Here is a 16,376-nt window from a genome sequence, read left to right as displayed (position 1 = left end):
GAACTCGGATCAGAAGTACGCGGGCCGGGCCGAGAGTGCGTAGGAGCACGTCTCGTCACGGGTGAGGAACAGGTACGCGCGACCGGCGGCGAGCCGCCGCGCCGCCTGGTCCTGGCGCCGCTCGCCGTCGGCCCAGTGGCGCAGCTTCGAGGATGCGTCCCACTCGGCGTGCGTGACGAGTCGCAGTGCGCGGGGTGACACCCAGCCGTCGCACGGATCGGGGTCCAGCGCCCGCGCGAAGCGGTGCGCCTGCCCGCGCAGCCAGCGCAGCGCGAGCCGGCGGGTCGGGGCGACGAACCTGCCGAGGTGGACGGTCACGGCCGCGTCACCCGCGTACACCTCGGCGATGTACCCGGACCCGGTCATGCCCCACGCCCACCGCTGTCCGGACGGACCAGGCTCCGCAGCAGATCGGCCGCCGCCTCGACCTCGCGTACGACGTCCCGCTCGACGATCGCGGCGTCGAGCCCGGCGCGGAACACCGCCCGGAACTCGGGGTCCGCTTCGATGCGCCGAAGTTCCGCGAACAGACCTTCATGCGGGGCCGGTTGGCGGGTGAGCGCGCACATGATACGGGGGAAGCGGGTACGTAACCGGATCTCCATCGCCCCCGCGACGAGGGCGAGCCGCACCGGTACGAGCCTCACGGCTGCGTCCCGTGCGCCGCGGCCCGGTGGCGCCTGCGCAGGACCCGGCAGTCGGTCTCCCGGCTCGCGTCCCCCTCGCCTCTGGCGACGGCTTCGACCAGGTCGATCGCCTGACACTCACGGCACTCACGGCACTCGACGGGGCGGGGGTCGTCCTGAACGGTCATGCCACCTCGCCCCGGCTCCTGGCGTTCTCCCGCGCGGTCCTGGCGCCGAGGCACTCGGCCGGCGTGGCCGGGCGGACGTGCTCGGGGAGCACCTCCCACTCGGGACCACCCTTCGCCGGGCGGAGCATCCAGTACGGGCCGGCGACTCCTCGGAACTCCCCCACCCGGTCGCCGTCACGACGGCTGGTATCCATCACCAGCGCGCCGGGGGCCGGGGGCTGCGGAAGTTCCTGCGCGTTCGGTGGACCGTTCTCTTCGGCCATGACCGTCCCTCTCCGTAGTCATTTCACTACCAAGTGGATTGAGCGTGGCCTAGAGTCAGGAACCATTCAACGTGTCGACCAAGAACGAAAGGTTGTCGATAACCCTTGAACCGCAAGGAGTTGGAGCCCGACAGCAGCCCACAGGCAGCATTCGGAGCACGTGTACGCAGCTTGCGGGAGGCTCGCGGATGGAAGCAGGAGGATCTCGCCGAACAGACGGGCTACTCCAGTACACACATCTCGGCCGTGGAAACCGGTCGCAAGATGCCAACCCTTCGCTTCTCGCGCAGTGCCGACCAGGCCTTCGGGACCGGCGACACCGCTGACACGTTCGAACGCCAGTGGCGCGAGATCCGGCACGGCTCGCTGCTGGAGGGCTTCCCGCAGTACGTCGGGTACGAGGGACGGGCGGTGGAGATCCGGCTGTACAACATCGGGATCATCCCCGGCCTGTTGCAAACGCCGGATTACGCACGGGTGTTGGCCAACAGCGCTGTTCGGCGGGGCGCCATCACGCCTGAACAGGCCGATGAACGCGTCTCGTTCCTGGCGGAACGACAGGCAGCGCTGGTTCGGCCCCGGCCGCCCATGATCTTTGTGACCATGGACGAAAGCTGCATCCGCAGACCCATTGGCGGCGCTGCGGTCATGGACGGCCAGCTGGCGCGCCTGATCGAATTCGCCGAGCTGCCGAACACACTGCTTCAGGTGGCTCCGTACGAGATAGGCGAGCGTCGCACGTTCGATCTGCCCGTCAATCTCCTGACGCTGCCGGATCGGTCCGTCGTCTGCTACGCGGAATCCCAGGCCCAGGGGCACGTGGACCGGGAAAGTACGTCGGTGCTGCCCATGTTGACGGCCTACCATCAACTACAGGCCGAAGCGCTGTCCCAGGCAGCCTCCATGGCCATGATCAGCCAGTTGCGAAAGGGCACCCCGTGACGACCGAATCCCCCCGCTGGTACACGTCCTCGTACAGCAACAACGGCGGCGACTGCGTCGAGGTAGCCACCAACCTCGTCACCCCGCGCGGCATGGTCCCCGTCCGTGACTCCAAGAACCCGGCCGGCCCCGTCCTGGACCTCCACGCCGACGCGTTCGCCTCCTTCGTGGCGAGCGTCAAGCGCGGCGCGTTCGACGCCGTCTGACCCATGCCGGAGTCCGACCCGATCCTCTGGATCGGCACCGAGACCTGCGCCCTCGGCCCGTACCGCGCCGACCTGGTCGAGACGTACTGGCGGTGGGAACAGGACCCCACCCTGATGGTCGGCTACGGACGGCAGGTCCCGGAGTCCCTGGAGGCCCGTTCGGAGGGCATGACCCACCAACTCCGGGGATCGAACCTCCGGTTCACGGTCTACGACCTGGCAGGCGACGTACCCGTGCCGGTCGGTGTCAGCACGCTGCTGCCCGACGAGGCCGTGCGTACCGCCGAGTTCGTCATCATGCTCGGCCGGCATGCCCGTGGCCGGGGCCTCGGCACCGAGGCCACCCGGCTCACGCTCGACTACGGATTCCACGTGGCCAACCTGCGCGCGATCTGGCTGAAGGTCCTGGCGCCCAACGTCCCTGCTGTCAGGGCGTACGAGAAGGCGGGGTTCCTGGAGGCAGGCCGGCTACGGGAAGCCGGGTACTGGCTCGGGGAGGTGTGTGACGAGCTGGTCATGGATGCTCTCGCGGCGGAGTTCGCCGGGCCCTCCGCGGTGAAGGCTCTCCTCCAGGGACCGTCCAGTCGTTGTCCGGCGGGCAGCCCCTAGGCTTGATCCATGCCTTTCCCACCCGCATATGCCCTCGTCGCCACGGACCTGGACGGCACACTGCTGCGCCGCGACGACACCGTGAGCCCCCGTTCCCGCGCCGCGCTCGCCCTGGCCGCGGCGGCCGGGGCCCGGCATCTGGTGGCCACCGGGCGGGCGGTGGCGGGTGCGCGGGAGTTGTTCGCGAGGCTGGACTACCGGGGGCTGGCGGTCTGTGGGCAGGGGGCGCAGCTCTATGACGCCGGGGCGGGCCGCATGGTCCATGCCGTCACCCTGGACCGGGAGCTGGCCGATGCCGCGCTCGGGAAGATAGAGGCCCAGGTGGGCCGGGTCTTCGCGGCGGTGGACCAGGCCGGGGCCGATGGCCGGACCCTGATCGAGCCGGGCTACCTGCTGCCGAACCCCGCGATGCCCGCGCACCGGACGCGGTACCGGGACGAGTTGTGGGCCGCACCGGTCATCAAGGTCCTCATCCGCCACCCCGAACTCGACGACGACGCCCTGGCGGCCGCGGCCGGCGCCGCTGTCGGCGACCTGGCCACCGTGGCGCTGTCCGGGCCCCATACGGTCGAACTCCAGCCGTACGGGGTCGACAAGGGGACCGGGGTCGCCCTTGCCTGTGAGCATCTGGGGGTGGACCCGGCCGCCGGGATCGCGTTCGGTGACATGCCGAACGACCTGCCCATGTTCCGCAGGTGCGGATACGGCGTCGCGATGGCCAATGCCCATCCCGACCTCCTGGCGGCGGCGGACGAGGTGACCCTGCCCCATGAGGACGACGGCGTCGCGGTGGTCCTTGAGCGGGTGTTCGGCTGATCCGGGCGGCTGATCCCGGCGGCCCCGTCCGGGTTGCCCCGTCCGGGCGGCCGTCAGCGGTCCACGGCGCCCAGTGACCGCAGTACGTGGTCGACCAGGGCCGCCACCGTCTCCTCGTCCTGCATCGGCTTGCGCAGTACATGGCGGTAGTAGACCGGCCCGTAGAGCATCTCCACGGCCAGCCGCAGATCGGCGCCCGGCGGGATCTGCCCCTGCTCCTGGGCGCTGCGCAGCCGGGCGACCGCCGCTTCGAAGCGGGGCTCGATCAGCTGGGTCCGTACAGTTTCGGCCAGTTCGTCGTCGTGGTGGAGCTCGGAGAGGATGCCCGCGTACGCGGGGCCGAAGGGTGGCACGGAGAGGACGTTGACCGCGCCCGTCACATGGGTCCGCAGATCCCTGGCCACGTCGCCGCTGTCGGTGAACGGCGTGGCCAGCACCAGCGCCTCCGTGAAGGCCTCCAGCAGCACCGCACTCTTTGACGGCCACCAGCGGTAGATCGTCTTCTTGCTGACACCCGCACGCGCCGCGATGGCCTCGACCGTGACGCGGCCGTACCCCTTCTCCGTGCACAGTTCGAGTGCGGCCTCCAGCGTCGCCCTGCGTGAGCTCTCGCTGCGGCGCATCGAACTCGGCGATGTGATCATTCGGTGAGCATAGGCCTGTTTGAGCCAATCCTTGTTGACAGTGCGTCGCCAGAAGTCGAACAATGCTCAGGCGGGAAACGGAACGTACCGTGTCGGCTCGTTCCTTACCTTTCGCACCGTTCGTGCCGTTCGTGCCGCGACGAGCCGATCGGGGGACGGCTCGCCCGGCCGACGGTACGGGTGCCGGAGACGCTCCTCTCAGGCGGCCGGCCTCAGGCGGTGATGTCCTTCGCCGTGAACCGCGCCCAGGCCGCAGACCCGAACACCGCCGCGTACAGCGCCTGCAGCCCCAGATTCTTCAGCAGCCCGTCCCAGTAGACGGGCTCGCGCAGCAGGTCCGCGAAGGACAGCCAGTAGTGCGGGAAGAGATAGGGATGGACCGCGCCCAGCTGCGGGATGGTGTCCACGATCTGCACCGTGATCAGCACCCCGACCGTCGCCGCCATGGCCGCGATCCCGCTGTTGGTGAGCGTCGAGACGAAGAGCCCGAGCGCCGCGAAGCCGATCAGTGACGCCGCGACCGCCACCGCGACGAACAGCGCCCTGAGCAGCCCGTCACCGAAGCCGATCCGGGTCCCGGAGATCGTCGTGACATCGCCGACGGGGAAGAGCAACGCGCCCACGGCCAGGGCGGAGGCCGCCACGACGAGGGTCGCGATCAGGCAGAAGACCAGGGTGGAGGCGTACTTGGCGAGCAGCAGCCGGGTCCGGCCGGCCGGTGCGACCAGCAGATAGCGCAGCGTTCCCGCGTTGGCCTCGCCGGCGACCGCGTCGCCCGCGATGACGCCCACCGCCATCGGGAGGAAGACCGGGAGGGTCGCGGCGAGGGAGGCGAAGACCAGGAAGAGGCCGTTGTTGGTCACCTGGGAGAGGAACGCGGGCCCTCCCCCGCCCCCGCCGGGACCGGAGGGCGAGCCGTCGGCCGTCTCGATGCGCACCGCGATCCCGATCAGTACGGGGACGGCGGCCAGCACGCCGAGCAGGGCGATCGTGCGCCATCGGCGCAGCGTGGTGGTCAGTTCGGAGCGCAGGATGCCGAACGTCCACAGCGGGTTGCGCCGGGCCGGACCGGCCCCGGCGGGTGCGAGTTCAGCCTGCGACATCGAATCCCTCTCCGGTGAGTGCGACGAAGGCGTCCTCCAGCGAGGCCCGTTCGACGCCGAAGGCGCGGACCCGGACGCCGCCGTGGACCAGGGCGGCGTTCAGGTCGGCGAGCTCGACGGAACCGGCCGGGGCGTCGGCCCGCACCCGGTCGCCGTCCGGGGTGATGCCGGTGATCCCGTGTTCCTTCAGGATGCGGGCGGCGTCGGCCGGGTCCGGGGTGGTGACGGCGAGACGGGCGCGGGTGCCTGCGGCGAGATCGGCGACCGGGCCCTGGGTGATCAGCCGGCCCCGGGCCATCACCGCCGCGTGGGTGCAGACCTGTTCGATCTCGTCGAGGAGGTGGGAGGAGAGGAAGACCGTGGTGCCGTCGGCCGCCAGTTCCCGGACCAGGGCGCGGATCTCCCGCATGCCCTGCGGGTCCAGCCCGTTGGTCGGCTCGTCCAGGACGAGCAGCCGCCGGGGCCTGAGCAGGGCGGCGGCGAGGCCGAGGCGCTGCTTCATGCCCAGCGAGTACGCCCGGGCCTTCTTGCCGGCCGCGGCGGCGAGACCGACCCGCTCCAGGGCGTGCTCGACGCGGCTGCGCCGGGTGCGCGGATCGGCGGTGGGGTCGGCGCAGTCGTAGCGCACGAGGTTGTCCCGGCCGCTCAGGAATCCGTACAGCGCCGGCCCCTCGATCAGCGCCCCGACCTGCGGGAGCACGCCGCGGGCGGCGCCCGGCATGGGGCGGCCCAGCACACTCGCGGTGCCGGACGTCGGATCGATCAGGCCCATCAGCATCCGGATGGTGGTGGTCTTCCCCGAGCCGTTGGGCCCGAGGAAGCCGAAGACGCTGCCGCCCGGAACGGTGAGGTCGAGCCCGTCGACGGCGAGCTGGCCGCCCCGGTAGCGCTTGGTGAGACCCCGGGTCTCGATCACGGGTGCGGCCTCGCTCACCGCCCGCGGCCCGCTCACGGTCGCGGGTCGGGTCCCGGACTCGGTCATGCGTACTCCCCATGGGTTCGGAAAGCGGCCGCGGATCGCACCCGCCCCGCCGTACGGAGGCTACGGCGGGGCGGGCGGACGGTGCACGACCTGGCGTACGCGGGAGTGTCAGCCGGCGTTGTTCGCCGCGTTCACCAGCGCGTCCTTGGTGACCGCGCCGACGTACACCCGGCCGTCATCCGTCATCAGGGCGTTGACCAGGCGGGTCTTGAAGACCGTGCCCGAGCCGAACTTCCCGGTGACCTTGTCGCCGAGCGCGTCCAGGAACTGCTGCGCCTCGGCCGGTACGTCGCCCGACTCCTTCGACGGGAGGACCGCGCCGCCGGGGGTCTTGATCTCGGCGATGGTGTTCCAGCCCTTGCCGATCACGTTCATGCCCTCGAAGGCGCTCAGGTCTCCCTGTGCCTTCTCGGCCTCGGCCTTCCCGTGGCCCTCGGCCTCGGCCTTCCCGTGGCCCTCGGCCTCGTCCGCCTCGGTCACCTTCGCGCCCTTGGGCGGGGTGAAGGCGAACGAGGAGGCGTCGGGCTTCTTGAAGTCGACCGAGGTGAACCCGGCGTCGACCGCCGCCTTGCCGCCGCTGCTCGGCTGGAGGGTGAACTTGAGCGGTACGCCGTTCTCCGCGTCCACCGCGACGGTGATCGAACCGATCGTGGAGCCGCTCTGTTCGGGCTTGATGACCAGGCGGTACGCGTCGCGTCCGGCGACCTGCGCGGTGCCGTCGACCGTGACGGACGTCGTGCCGTCGGCGGCCTTCAGTGCCTGCTCGGCCAGTGCCTTGGGGGTGGTGGGTACGCCGTCGGGGACCGCGTGCTCACCCTTCTGCGTCGTCTTCCCGGCCCCGCCCGCCTTCTCCGTGGCGTGGTAGACCGCGTTGGACTTGCTGTCGTACGCCCAGACCTGGTCCCCGTTGTGGATCAGGCTGTACTCGGACGCCTGGTCCAGGATCGAGACCCGCTGCCTGTCGGGGCCGTCGGCGGCCACCCGCAGGGTGTGCGTGCCGGACGCCAGCTCGGTGAGCTTCGTCTGCGGGTCGGCGCTCGCCTCGCCGTGGTCGCCCGCGCCGTCCGGGACGAGGGAGCCGGCCAGGCCGCCCATCGACGGGATGCCCAGGTCTGTGCTGATCTTCACCGTGCCGGACAGCTGCTGCGTGTCCGATGCGGCGATCTTCTCGATGAGTTCCTGCGCGGTGATCTTCGGCAGATCGGGGTCGCCCGAGCTGGCGAGCGCCGGGACCAGCCCGATCGTCGCGGCCGCCACTCCCGCCACCGCGACCGGGACGATGTAGCGCACCGCCTTCCGGCGGCCCGCGGCGGTGCCTGCGCTCCCGTGCGTGGCCGTGCCGTTGGTCTCTGCGCTGTCGTTCGGTGCCATGTGTGCCCTACCTCCGTGGTCGGCGGCTTCCGTCCGGTTGCACTCGTCCACTCCGTGCCGCCATTCTCACCCGTTTTGGTCAGGAGTGGTTGTTCTCCATCTGACCAAATCGGGTGGCTCAGGGCGTCAGCCCGCGGGAGCAACTCCGCGTACCTCTCCGGGATGACACCGCGAGGCCGTTGCTCCGCCGTCCCGTAGGGGTTGTGGCGGCAGCCTCTCAGCCCGCGCGGTGCACCACGGCGTCGCACATCTCTTCCAGGGCGGCCTTGGCGTAGCAGGAGGGCAGCGGCGCCAGCGTGGCCCGCGCCTCCTGCGCGTACCGGATCGTGTCGCGTCGTGCCTGGTCGAGCGCGGGGTGGGCGCGCAGCCGGCGCAGCGCCTCGGCGAGCCGGTCCGGGTCGCTCAGGTCGCCGTCGAGCAGTTCGACGAGCTCCACGTCGTCCGGCTTGCCGTCGGCCGCGGCCTGCGCCCTCAGGTGGAGGACGGGCAGGGTCGGGATGCCTTCGAGCAGATCCGTGCCGGGGGTCTTGCCGGACTCGTGGGAGTCGGACGCGATGTCGAGGACGTCGTCGGCGAGCTGGAAGGCGACGCCGAGCCGTTCGCCGTACTGGGTGAGGATGTCGGTCGCCGACTCGTCGGCGCCGGCCATCATCGCTCCGAAGCGGCAGGCCACGGCGATCAGCGAACCGGTCTTGCCGCGCATCACGTCGAGGTAGTGCTCGACCGGGTCACGCCCGTCGCGCGGGCCCGCGGTCTCCAGGATCTGGCCGGTGACCAGGCGCTCGAACGCCTCCGCCTGGATGCGGACCGCCTCGGGCCCGAGGTCGGCCAGTATGTGCGAGGCGCGCGCGAACAGGAAGTCGCCGGTCAGCACGGCCACCGAGTTGCCCCAGCGGGAATTGGCGCTGTCGACCCCGCGCCGCACGTCCGCCTCGTCCATCACGTCGTCGTGGTACAGCGTCGCGAGGTGCGTCAGCTCGACGACCACGGCGGCGGGCACCACGCCCGGGGCGTCGGCGTCACCGAACTGGGCGGACAGCATCGCCAGCAGGGGCCGGAACCGCTTGCCGCCCGCGCGCACCAGGTGCTGCGCGGCCTCCGTGATGAAGGGCACCTCACTCTTGGTGGCATCGAGCAGCCCCGATTCGACAGCAGCCAAACCGGCCTGGACACCGGCCTCAAGAGCCTGGTCCCGCACGCTCAGTCCGAACGGCCCGACGACGGTCACGAGGGGATCTCCTGTCTGCTGACGATCACACGGAATGTCGATGTGTCGCTGTCATCACTCAAGTCAGCGTATCCGGTCCCCTTTGGATCACCGTGGGCGCCTTCCCGCCGCCGCCGGTATGTTCGGGATCAGCTCATACGATCAGGAGTTGTCCCTTTGTCCCACACCGCCACCGACACCGATCCGGTCCAGCCCCCTCCGGGCGACGACCACGCCTTCTTCGGCCACCCGCGGGGTCTGATGACCCTGTCCGGCCTGGAGGTCTGGGAGCGGTTCTCGTTCCTCGGCATGCAGGCCATCCTGGTCCTCTACTTCGCCGACACCGTCGCCAACGGCGGCATGGGGATGGAGGCGGGTACCGCCGCGTCCGTCTCCGCCGCCTACGGCACGCTCGTCTACCTGGTCTCCGTGGCCGGCGGCTGGCTGGCCGACCGGATCCTCGGCTCCTACCGCGCCGTCCTGTACGGCGGCATCCTCATCGCCATCGGGCACTACGCCATGGCGGTGCCCACCAACGCCATGACCTGGGTCGGCCTGGGACTGATCAGCGCCGGAACGGGCCTGCTCAAGCCCAATGTCGCCACCATGGTCGGCAAGCTCTACCGCACCGAGGACGAGCGCCGCGACGCCGGCTTCGCCCTCTACTACATGGCCATCAACATCGGCGCGTTCCTCGGCCCGCTGATCACCGGCTGGCTCGGTGACCACGCGAGCTGGCACTGGGGCTTCTCGGCCGCCGCCTTCGGTATGACGCTCGGCCTGATCCAGTACGTACTGGGCCGCCGTCACCTGGCCGGGCGTAAGAACGCCGCCGAATTCCCGCTGGCCCCCGGGCCCATGCGCCGGGCGGTCCGGCTCATCGTCGTCGGCGTCCTCGTGGTCGCCGCCCTCGCCACCGCACTGGCCCTGGCCGGCTGGCTGACCATGGACCGCTTCGTCGACCTGCTCACGATCGTCTCGGTGATCGCGCCGGTCGTGTACTTCGTGGTGATGTTCAGGAGCCCCCGGGTCACCTCGGAGGAGCGCGGCAGGCTGCGCCCGTACGTGGTGCTGTTCCTGGCCTCCGTCGTCTTCAACTTCATCCTCTTCCAGGCGTACTCGACGATGATGCTGCTCGCGTCGACCAACGCCCGCACCGAGATCTTCGGCTTCCACTTCCCGGCCAGCTGGTACGCCTCCGCGCTCGGCGCCTTCGAGGTGGCACTCGCCCCGGTGGTCGCGGCCGTATGGGCGAAGATGGGGCCCCGCCAGCCGCACGCGTCCAACAAGATCGCGATCGGGGTGATCCTCGGCGGGCTCTCGTTCCTGCTGATGGTCCTGCCCACCTCCGGGCACGCGGACGACACCTACAAGATGGCCGCCTGGTGGATCGTCGGCTCGTACCTGCTGCTCGGGCTCGGCGACATCCTGCTGGAGACCTCCGGCATGTCCGCGACCACGAAGCTCGCCCCCAAGGCGTTCGCCAGCCAGACGATGGCGCTCTGGTTCCTCTCACTGGCCCTCGCCAACGGCATCCAGGCACAGATCGTGAAGCTGTACGGCGAGGTCTCCAACCCCGCCTACTTCGGTGTCAATGGCGCTATCGCGGTGGTGGCCGGTCTGGCCGTCGTCGCCGCCGCACCCTGGCTCAAGCGCACCATGCACCCCGTCCACTGAGGTACCCCCATGCACATCCAGACCTCATTCCCGTACGAGACGACCCGCGAGGACCTCTACATCCCGCTCCCGGACGGCACCCAGCTGTACGCCCGGATCTGGCGGCCGGTCACCGACGAACCCGTCCCCGCGCTGCTGGAGTACCTGCCCTACCGGCTGAGCGACTGGACCGCGCCGCGCGACTGGCAGCGCCACCCCTGGTACGCGGGCCACGGCTACGCCTCGGTCCGGGTCGACGTGCGCGGCCACGGCAACAGCGAGGGGATGCCGGGCGACGAGTACGACGCGACGGAGCTCGCCGACGGGGTCGCCGTCATCCACTGGCTCGCCCAGCAGGAGTGGTGCTCGGGCCGCGTCGGCATGTTCGGCATCTCCTGGGGCGGCTTCAACTCGCTCCAGATCGCCGCGCTCGCTCCCGAGCCGCTGAAGGCGATCGTCACCGTCTGCTCGGCCGACGACCGCTACGACAACGACGTCCACTACATGGGCGGATCCGTCCTCGCCGTGGACATGCACGCCTGGTCGGCGACCATGCTGGCCTTCGTCTGCCGGGCGCCGGATCCGGCGGACGTCGGCGACGACTGGCGGCAGATGTGGCTGAACCGGCTCGAGGCCGTCGACCCCCTCATCCACACCTGGCTGGCGCACCAGAGCCGCGACGACTACTGGAAGCACGGCAGCGTCTGCGAGGACTACTCCGCCATCAAGGCGAACGTCCTCGCGGTCGGCGGCTGGCACGACCCGTACCGCGACACCGTCCTGCGGCTCGTCGAGCACCTGGATCCGGCGAAGGTCCGCGGACTGATCGGGCCCTGGTCGCACCAGTACCCCGACCGCGGGCTGCCGCCCGGTCCCGGCATCGGCTTCCTCCAGGAGACGCTGCGCTGGTGGGACCAGCATCTGAAGGGCAAGGACACCGGCGTCATGTCGGAGCCCCTGCTGCGCTCCTGGATCAGCGAGTCGCACCGGCCGGCGACGGTGTACGAGACGCTGCCCGGCCGCTGGGTCGGGGACACCAGCTGGCCGTCGGAGAACGTCGCGCCGGTGGCGTACGCCCTCCAGGGCGGGCCGCAGATCGTCGACTCGCCGCAGCAGACCGGGCTGGACGCCGGGCGGTTCTTCCCGTTCGGCAACGACGCCGACCTGCCGCCCGACCAGCGGGACGAGGACGCCAAGTCGGTGTGCTTCGAGTTCCCCGTGGAGGCCGCCCCGATCGAGATCCTGGGCCGCCCCCGGGTGAAGCTGCGGATCCGGATGGACGTGCCGCGCGGCCAGGCGATCGCCCGGCTCTGCGACGTCGCCCCCGACGGCTCGTCCACCCTCGTCACCCGCGGCGCCCTCAACCTCGCCGCCCGCGACGGACGCGACCGCACCGAGGACTGGCCCGTCGGCGCGACCGAGGACGTGACGTTCGAACTGAACGGCATCGGGCACACCTTCCCGCCCGGTCACCGGATCAGGCTCGCGGTCTCCTCCTCGTACTGGCCCTGGATCTGGCCGCAGGCCGGCTCGGCGGGCTTCACCCTGGACGCCGACGGCAGCTTCGTCGAACTCCCCGTGCGCCGGCACACCGAGGACCCCTCGATCCGCTTCGAGGAGCCCGAGCAGTCGGAGCCGCTCGGCGTCGTCTTCCCCGTCACGCTCGACGAGCAGCGCCCCGAGCGGCTGGTGATCCGCGATGTCGCCAAGGGCGAGTGGCGGATGGAGGTCGACCCGCGCTACGGCGGCACCCGCGTCTACCCGGACGGCCTGGAGTTCACCGAGGACGCGGTGGAGACGTACACGATCCAGGAGAGCGACCCGCTCTCGGCGCGCACCCGTTCCAACTGGACGGTCCGCCAGCACCGGCCGGAGATGGGCTGGGACGTGCTGGTCGAGACCCGCTCGGAGATCTCCGCCGACGCGGACGACTTCATCACCTCCAACGAGGTCGTCTGCAAGGAGGGCGGCGAGGTCGTCTTCCACCGGACCTGGGAGAAGCGGATCCCGCGCACGGCGGGCTGAACAACCCGCCGATGTCCCCGCGTACCCGTCCGTACACGGGGACATCGGCGGAACTTTCCGGGCAATGGGGATGGTTGGGGCACTGCCGCCGGGGGATGTCCCCCACGTAACGTGTCCCCCACAGCGACCTGGAAAGCGAGGCAGCAACAGATGCCCGAGCAGAGCAGCCCGCTCGAACTGGCCGAGGGCGATCCCTTCGGTCCGCACAACCTTCCCTACGGTGTCTTCTCCACCGCCGACCGGCCCGGCGAGCAGCGGGTCGGCGTGCGCATCGGCGGCCATGTGCTGGACGCCGGGGCGGCAGCGCTCGCGCTGGGTTCCCCCTACGCGCAGTTGCTGGCCCAGCCCGACCTGATGCCGCTGCTCGCGGCCGGACGCACCGCGTGGAGCGATGTGCGCCGGGCGCTGACCGCCTGGGTGACGGTGCCGGCCCACCGCGCGGACATCGAGCCGCTGTTGCACCCCGTCGACTCCGTGACGCTCCATCTGCCCTACCGGGTCGCCGACTACGTGGACTTCTACGCCAGCGAGCACCACGCCACCAACGTCGGCCGGATCTTCCGCCCGGACGGCGACGCGCTCACCCCCAACTGGAAGCACCTGCCCATCGGTTACCACGGCCGCGCGGGCACGGTCGTGGTCTCCGGCACGGACGTGGTGCGCCCGTCGGGACAGCGCAAGGCCCCCGCCGATCCGGCTCCCGTCTTCGGCCCGTCCGTCAAACTGGACATCGAGGCAGAGGTCGGATTCGTCGTCGGAGTCGGCTCGGAGCAGGGCCGGTCGGTGGCGCTCGCCGACTTCCGCGAGCACGTCTTCGGCCTGTCGCTCCTCAACGACTGGTCCGCGCGCGACATCCAGGCCTGGGAGTACGTCCCGCTGGGCCCGTTCCTCGGCAAGTCCTTCGCCACGTCCGTATCGGCGTGGGTGACACCGCTGGAGGCCCTGGACGCCGCCCGGACCGCCCCGCCCGCCCGCGACTTCCCGCTGCTGCCCTACCTCGACGACGCGGACGACGAGGAGCCCGGCGGTTTCGATCTGCGGCTCTCCGTCGCGATCAACGGCCAGGTGGTCTCCGAGCCGCCGTTCACCACGATGTACTGGACGGCCGCCCAGCAGCTGGCGCAGATGACGGTCAACGGCGCCTCGCTGCGCAGCGGTGACCTGTACGGCTCCGGCACCATCAGCGGCGCCGAGCCGGCGCAGCGGGGCTCCCTGCTCGAACTCACCTGGAACGGCCGCGACCCGCTGGAACTCCCGGACGGCAAGCGGACGTTCCTGGAGGACGGCGACACGGTGACCATCACGGCCTGGGCCCCGGGCCCCGACGGCACCCGGGTCGGTCTCGGCGAGGTGATGGGCCGGATCGTGTCCGCGCCCTGACCCTGCCGCGGCGCGAGGTGCCGTGCCGGGCACCCGGGTGGTCCGGCATCCCGGACCACCCGCCGCGGGGTCTCCACCGGCCACCGGGGTCTTCCACGACCGGATGAAGGTGTCCGTCCCCTTCCCGGTCGACCTCACGGCCATCACCCCGCGCCGCCGGGCGCCGGACCCGCAGTAGGTCCGCCGCCCGCCGCAGCCGAGGGCTCACTCGTACTCCGGCGGCTCCTCGTCCCAGCCGAACTCCGGATCGCCGGCCGGAGCGGGCACCCGGACCGGAGCCGCCGCAGGGGCCCCAGCCGTGGGAGCCGGCGCCGGGGCCGCCTCCGCAGGGGCCGCGGGTGCCGCCTCGCCCGGGAGGCCGGCCAGCACCTCCAGTACGCCTTCCCCGTACGTCGCCAGCTTCTTCTCGCCCAGTCCGCTGATCCCGCCCAGCTCACCGAGCGACGACGGGCGCAGGGACGCGATCTCGCGCAGCGTGGCGTCGTGGAAGATCACATACGCGGGCAGGCCCAGCTCCTTGGCCTGGGCGCCGCGCCAGGCGCGCAGCGCCTCGAAGACCGGGAGCGCCTCCGGGGGGAGCTCGGCGGCGGCTGCCGAGGACTTCGCCCTGCGCTCGCCCTTCGAGGAGGAGCGGGACGACGCGGCCTGCTTCGCCTCCTTGCGCAGCAGCACCTCGCGCTCCCGGCCGAGCACGGTGGCGCTCTCCTCCGTGAGCACCAGCGTGCCGTACTCGCCCTCGACGGCGAGCAGTCCCTGGGCCAGCAGCTGCCGGACCACGCCGCGCCATTCCGCCTCGGCCAGCTCCTCGCCGATGCCGAACACCGAGAGCTGGTCGTGGTCGAACTGGATGACCTTCGCGGTCTTGCGGCCCAGCAGGATGTCGATGATCTGGCCGGCCCCGAACTTCTGGCCGCGCTCCCGCTTCAGCCGGACCACCGTGGACAGCAGCTTCTGGGAGACCACCGTGCCGTCCCAGGTCTCGGGCGGGGTCAGGCAGGTGTCGCAGTTGCCGCAGGAGGCCGTGGTGGGCTCCTGGCCGAAGTACGTGAGCAGTTGGGCCCTGCGGCACTGGACGGTCTCGCACAGCGCCAGCATGGAGTCCAGGTGCGAGGCGGCGCGGCGGCGGAACGCCTCGTCGCCCTCCCCGCCCTGGATGAGCTTGCGCTGCTGGACGACGTCCTGGAGGCCGTACGCCATCCAGGCCGTGGACGGGGTTCCGTCACGTCCGGCGCGGCCGGTCTCCTGGTAGTAGCCCTCGACGGACTTCGGCAGGTCCAGGTGGGCGACGAACCGTACGTCCGGCTTGTCGATGCCCATGCCGAAGGCGATCGTCGCGACGACGACCAGGCCCTCCTCGCGCAGGAAGCGGGACTGGTGGACCGCGCGGGTGCCCGCGTCCAGGCCCGCGTGGTACGGAACGGCCTCGATGCCGTTGCGGCAGAGGTACTCGGCGGTCTTCTCCGTGGAGTTGCGCGAGAGGCAGTAGACGATGCCCGCGTCCCCGGCGTGCTCCTCCTTCAGGAAGGAGAGCAGCTGCTTCTTCGGGTCGGCCTTCGGCACGATGCGGTACTGGATGTTGGGGCGGTCGAAGCTCGCCACGAAGTGCTTGGCGTCGGGCATGCCCAGGCGCTGGGTGATCTCGCGGTGCGTGGCGTCCGTCGCCGTGGCCGTCAGGGCGATGCGCGGGACGTCGGGCCAGCGCTCGCCCAGCACGGACAGGGCCAGGTAGTCGGGCCGGAAGTCGTGACCCCACTGGGCGACACAGTGCGCCTCGTCGATCGCGAAGACGGAGATCTCGCCCCGGGAGAGCAGACCGAGGGTGGAGTCCAGACGGAGGCGCTCGGGGGCCAGGTACAGGAGATCCAGCTCGCCTGCGATGAACTGGGCCTCCATCGAGCGGCGCTCGTCGAAGTCCTGTGTGGAGTTGATGAACCCGGCCCGCACGCCGAGTGCCCGCAGGGCGTCCACCTGGTCCTGCATCAGGGCGATCAGCGGGGAGATGACGATGCCCGTGCCCGCTCTGACCAGGGCCGGGATCTGGTAGCAGAGGGACTTGCCGCCGCCGGTGGGCATGAGGACGACGGCGTCCCCGCCCGCCACCACATGGTCGACGACCGCTTCCTGCTCGCCCCGGAACGTCTCGTACCCGAAAACCCGGTGGAGCGTCTGCCGCGCAGCACTCTCGGTCACGCCCGTGGTCGCGTCAGTGGTCATGTCCGTCACGCCTGTCCCGTCCGTCATGCTCATCGCTCTGTTCCCCCGACGGCTGTCCCGTTCTGTCCCTGCGCTCTCCCCTGCCACGATAGGCGCCGCCTACGACAAAGCCGGACGGGCTTGACTTCCAAGTCCGTCCGGCGC

The 16,376-nt window shown here is 70.9% G+C and carries 17 protein-coding genes and 1 pseudogene; 8 read left to right on the top strand and 10 right to left on the bottom strand.

The features are described 5' to 3' along the window. Window positions 1–9: 9 nt before the first annotated feature. From OG782_RS22200 to OG782_RS22185, 4 genes are read right to left on the bottom strand one after another with little or no spacing between them, the layout of a single operon-like run. Window positions 10–366, bottom strand: coding sequence for a hypothetical protein (locus OG782_RS22200; protein ID WP_406453595.1), 357 nt, complete (start codon window positions 364–366; stop codon window positions 10–12). Beyond that, window positions 363–647, bottom strand: a complete 285-nt coding sequence (locus OG782_RS22195) for a hypothetical protein (RefSeq protein WP_406453594.1) — start codon at window positions 645–647, stop codon at window positions 363–365. Before OG782_RS22195 ends, OG782_RS22200 begins: the two co-directional genes overlap by 4 nt. Further along, window positions 644–814 carry a hypothetical protein gene (locus OG782_RS22190; protein ID WP_406453592.1) on the bottom strand — a complete coding sequence of 57 codons (171 nt, stop codon included), beginning with the start codon at window positions 812–814 and terminating at the stop codon, window positions 644–646. The genes OG782_RS22195 and OG782_RS22190 overlap by 4 nt, the downstream gene beginning before the upstream one ends. Continuing rightward, window positions 811–1,077, bottom strand: coding sequence for a hypothetical protein (locus tag OG782_RS22185; RefSeq protein WP_406453590.1), 267 nt, complete (start codon window positions 1,075–1,077; stop codon window positions 811–813). Before OG782_RS22185 ends, OG782_RS22190 begins: the two co-directional genes overlap by 4 nt. 105 nt (window positions 1,078–1,182) lie before the next feature. Between OG782_RS22185 and OG782_RS22180 the strand changes: the two genes are divergently transcribed. The 4 genes from OG782_RS22180 to OG782_RS22165 are packed head-to-tail and all read left to right on the top strand — an operon-like array spanning window position 1,183 to window position 3,650. Continuing rightward, entirely contained in the window at window positions 1,183–2,019 is an 837-nt protein-coding gene (locus OG782_RS22180) for a helix-turn-helix domain-containing protein (protein WP_406453588.1), read from the top strand. Continuing rightward, a complete protein-coding gene (locus OG782_RS22175; protein WP_406453586.1) occupies window positions 2,016–2,225 on the top strand; it encodes a DUF397 domain-containing protein in 210 nt (69 codons plus the stop codon). The genes OG782_RS22180 and OG782_RS22175 overlap by 4 nt, the downstream gene beginning before the upstream one ends. A 3-nt stretch (window positions 2,226–2,228) precedes the next feature. After that, a complete protein-coding gene (locus tag OG782_RS22170; RefSeq protein ID WP_406453584.1) occupies window positions 2,229–2,834 on the top strand; it encodes a GNAT family N-acetyltransferase in 606 nt (201 codons plus the stop codon). A gap of 9 nt (window positions 2,835–2,843) precedes the next feature. After that, entirely contained in the window at window positions 2,844–3,650 is an 807-nt protein-coding gene (locus OG782_RS22165) for an HAD family hydrolase (protein ID WP_406453582.1), read from the top strand. A 53-nt stretch (window positions 3,651–3,703) separates the two neighbouring features. On the opposite strand, the gene OG782_RS22160 is transcribed toward OG782_RS22165, so the two are convergent. From OG782_RS22160 to OG782_RS22140, 5 genes are all read right to left on the bottom strand, one after another. Next, window positions 3,704–4,294: a TetR/AcrR family transcriptional regulator gene (locus tag OG782_RS22160; RefSeq protein ID WP_406453580.1), complete on the bottom strand. Its 591-nt coding sequence runs from the start codon at window positions 4,292–4,294 to the stop codon at window positions 3,704–3,706. 212 nt (window positions 4,295–4,506) lie between these two features. Next, window positions 4,507–5,397: an ABC transporter permease gene (locus OG782_RS22155; RefSeq protein ID WP_406453578.1), complete on the bottom strand. Its 891-nt coding sequence runs from the start codon at window positions 5,395–5,397 to the stop codon at window positions 4,507–4,509. Further along, window positions 5,384–6,379, bottom strand: a complete 996-nt coding sequence (locus OG782_RS22150; protein ID WP_406453576.1) for an ABC transporter ATP-binding protein — start codon at window positions 6,377–6,379, stop codon at window positions 5,384–5,386. The genes OG782_RS22155 and OG782_RS22150 overlap by 14 nt, the downstream gene beginning before the upstream one ends. Before the next feature lie 108 nt (window positions 6,380–6,487). Then, entirely contained in the window at window positions 6,488–7,750 is a 1,263-nt protein-coding gene (locus OG782_RS22145; protein ID WP_406453574.1) for a LolA family protein, read from the bottom strand. 217 nt (window positions 7,751–7,967) lie between these two features. After that, complete coding sequence (locus tag OG782_RS22140; RefSeq protein WP_406453572.1) at window positions 7,968–8,978, bottom strand: polyprenyl synthetase family protein; 1,011 nt, start codon at window positions 8,976–8,978, stop codon at window positions 7,968–7,970. A gap of 156 nt (window positions 8,979–9,134) precedes the next feature. Here OG782_RS22140 and OG782_RS22135 point away from each other — a divergent pair, with 156 nt between their 5' ends. The 4 genes and pseudogenes from OG782_RS22135 to OG782_RS22120 form a co-directional block, all read left to right on the top strand. Next, window positions 9,135–10,634 carry a peptide MFS transporter gene (locus OG782_RS22135; protein WP_406453570.1) on the top strand — a complete coding sequence of 500 codons (1,500 nt, stop codon included), beginning with the start codon at window positions 9,135–9,137 and terminating at the stop codon, window positions 10,632–10,634. A 9-nt stretch (window positions 10,635–10,643) separates the two neighbouring features. Next, window positions 10,644–12,638 carry a CocE/NonD family hydrolase gene (locus OG782_RS22130; RefSeq protein WP_406453568.1) on the top strand — a complete coding sequence of 665 codons (1,995 nt, stop codon included), beginning with the start codon at window positions 10,644–10,646 and terminating at the stop codon, window positions 12,636–12,638. A 150-nt stretch (window positions 12,639–12,788) separates the two neighbouring features. After that, window positions 12,789–14,018, top strand: coding sequence for a fumarylacetoacetase (gene fahA, locus OG782_RS22125; RefSeq protein WP_406453566.1), 1,230 nt, complete (start codon window positions 12,789–12,791; stop codon window positions 14,016–14,018). Between the two features lie 10 nt (window positions 14,019–14,028). Then, window positions 14,029–14,196, top strand: a pseudogene (locus OG782_RS22120) (Uma2 family endonuclease); the annotation flags it as partial. A 26-nt stretch (window positions 14,197–14,222) separates the two neighbouring features. Here the strand turns inward: OG782_RS22120 and recQ are convergent. Further along, complete coding sequence (gene recQ, locus OG782_RS22115; protein WP_406453564.1) at window positions 14,223–16,232, bottom strand: DNA helicase RecQ; 2,010 nt, start codon at window positions 16,230–16,232, stop codon at window positions 14,223–14,225. Window positions 16,233–16,376: the final 144 nt, after the last annotated feature.

It is taken from the genome of Streptomyces sp. NBC_00876 (genome assembly GCF_045207435.1).
GTDB lineage: Bacteria > Actinomycetota > Actinomycetes > Streptomycetales > Streptomycetaceae > Streptomyces.
This window is presented reverse-complemented; position numbering and strand designations above follow the sequence as displayed.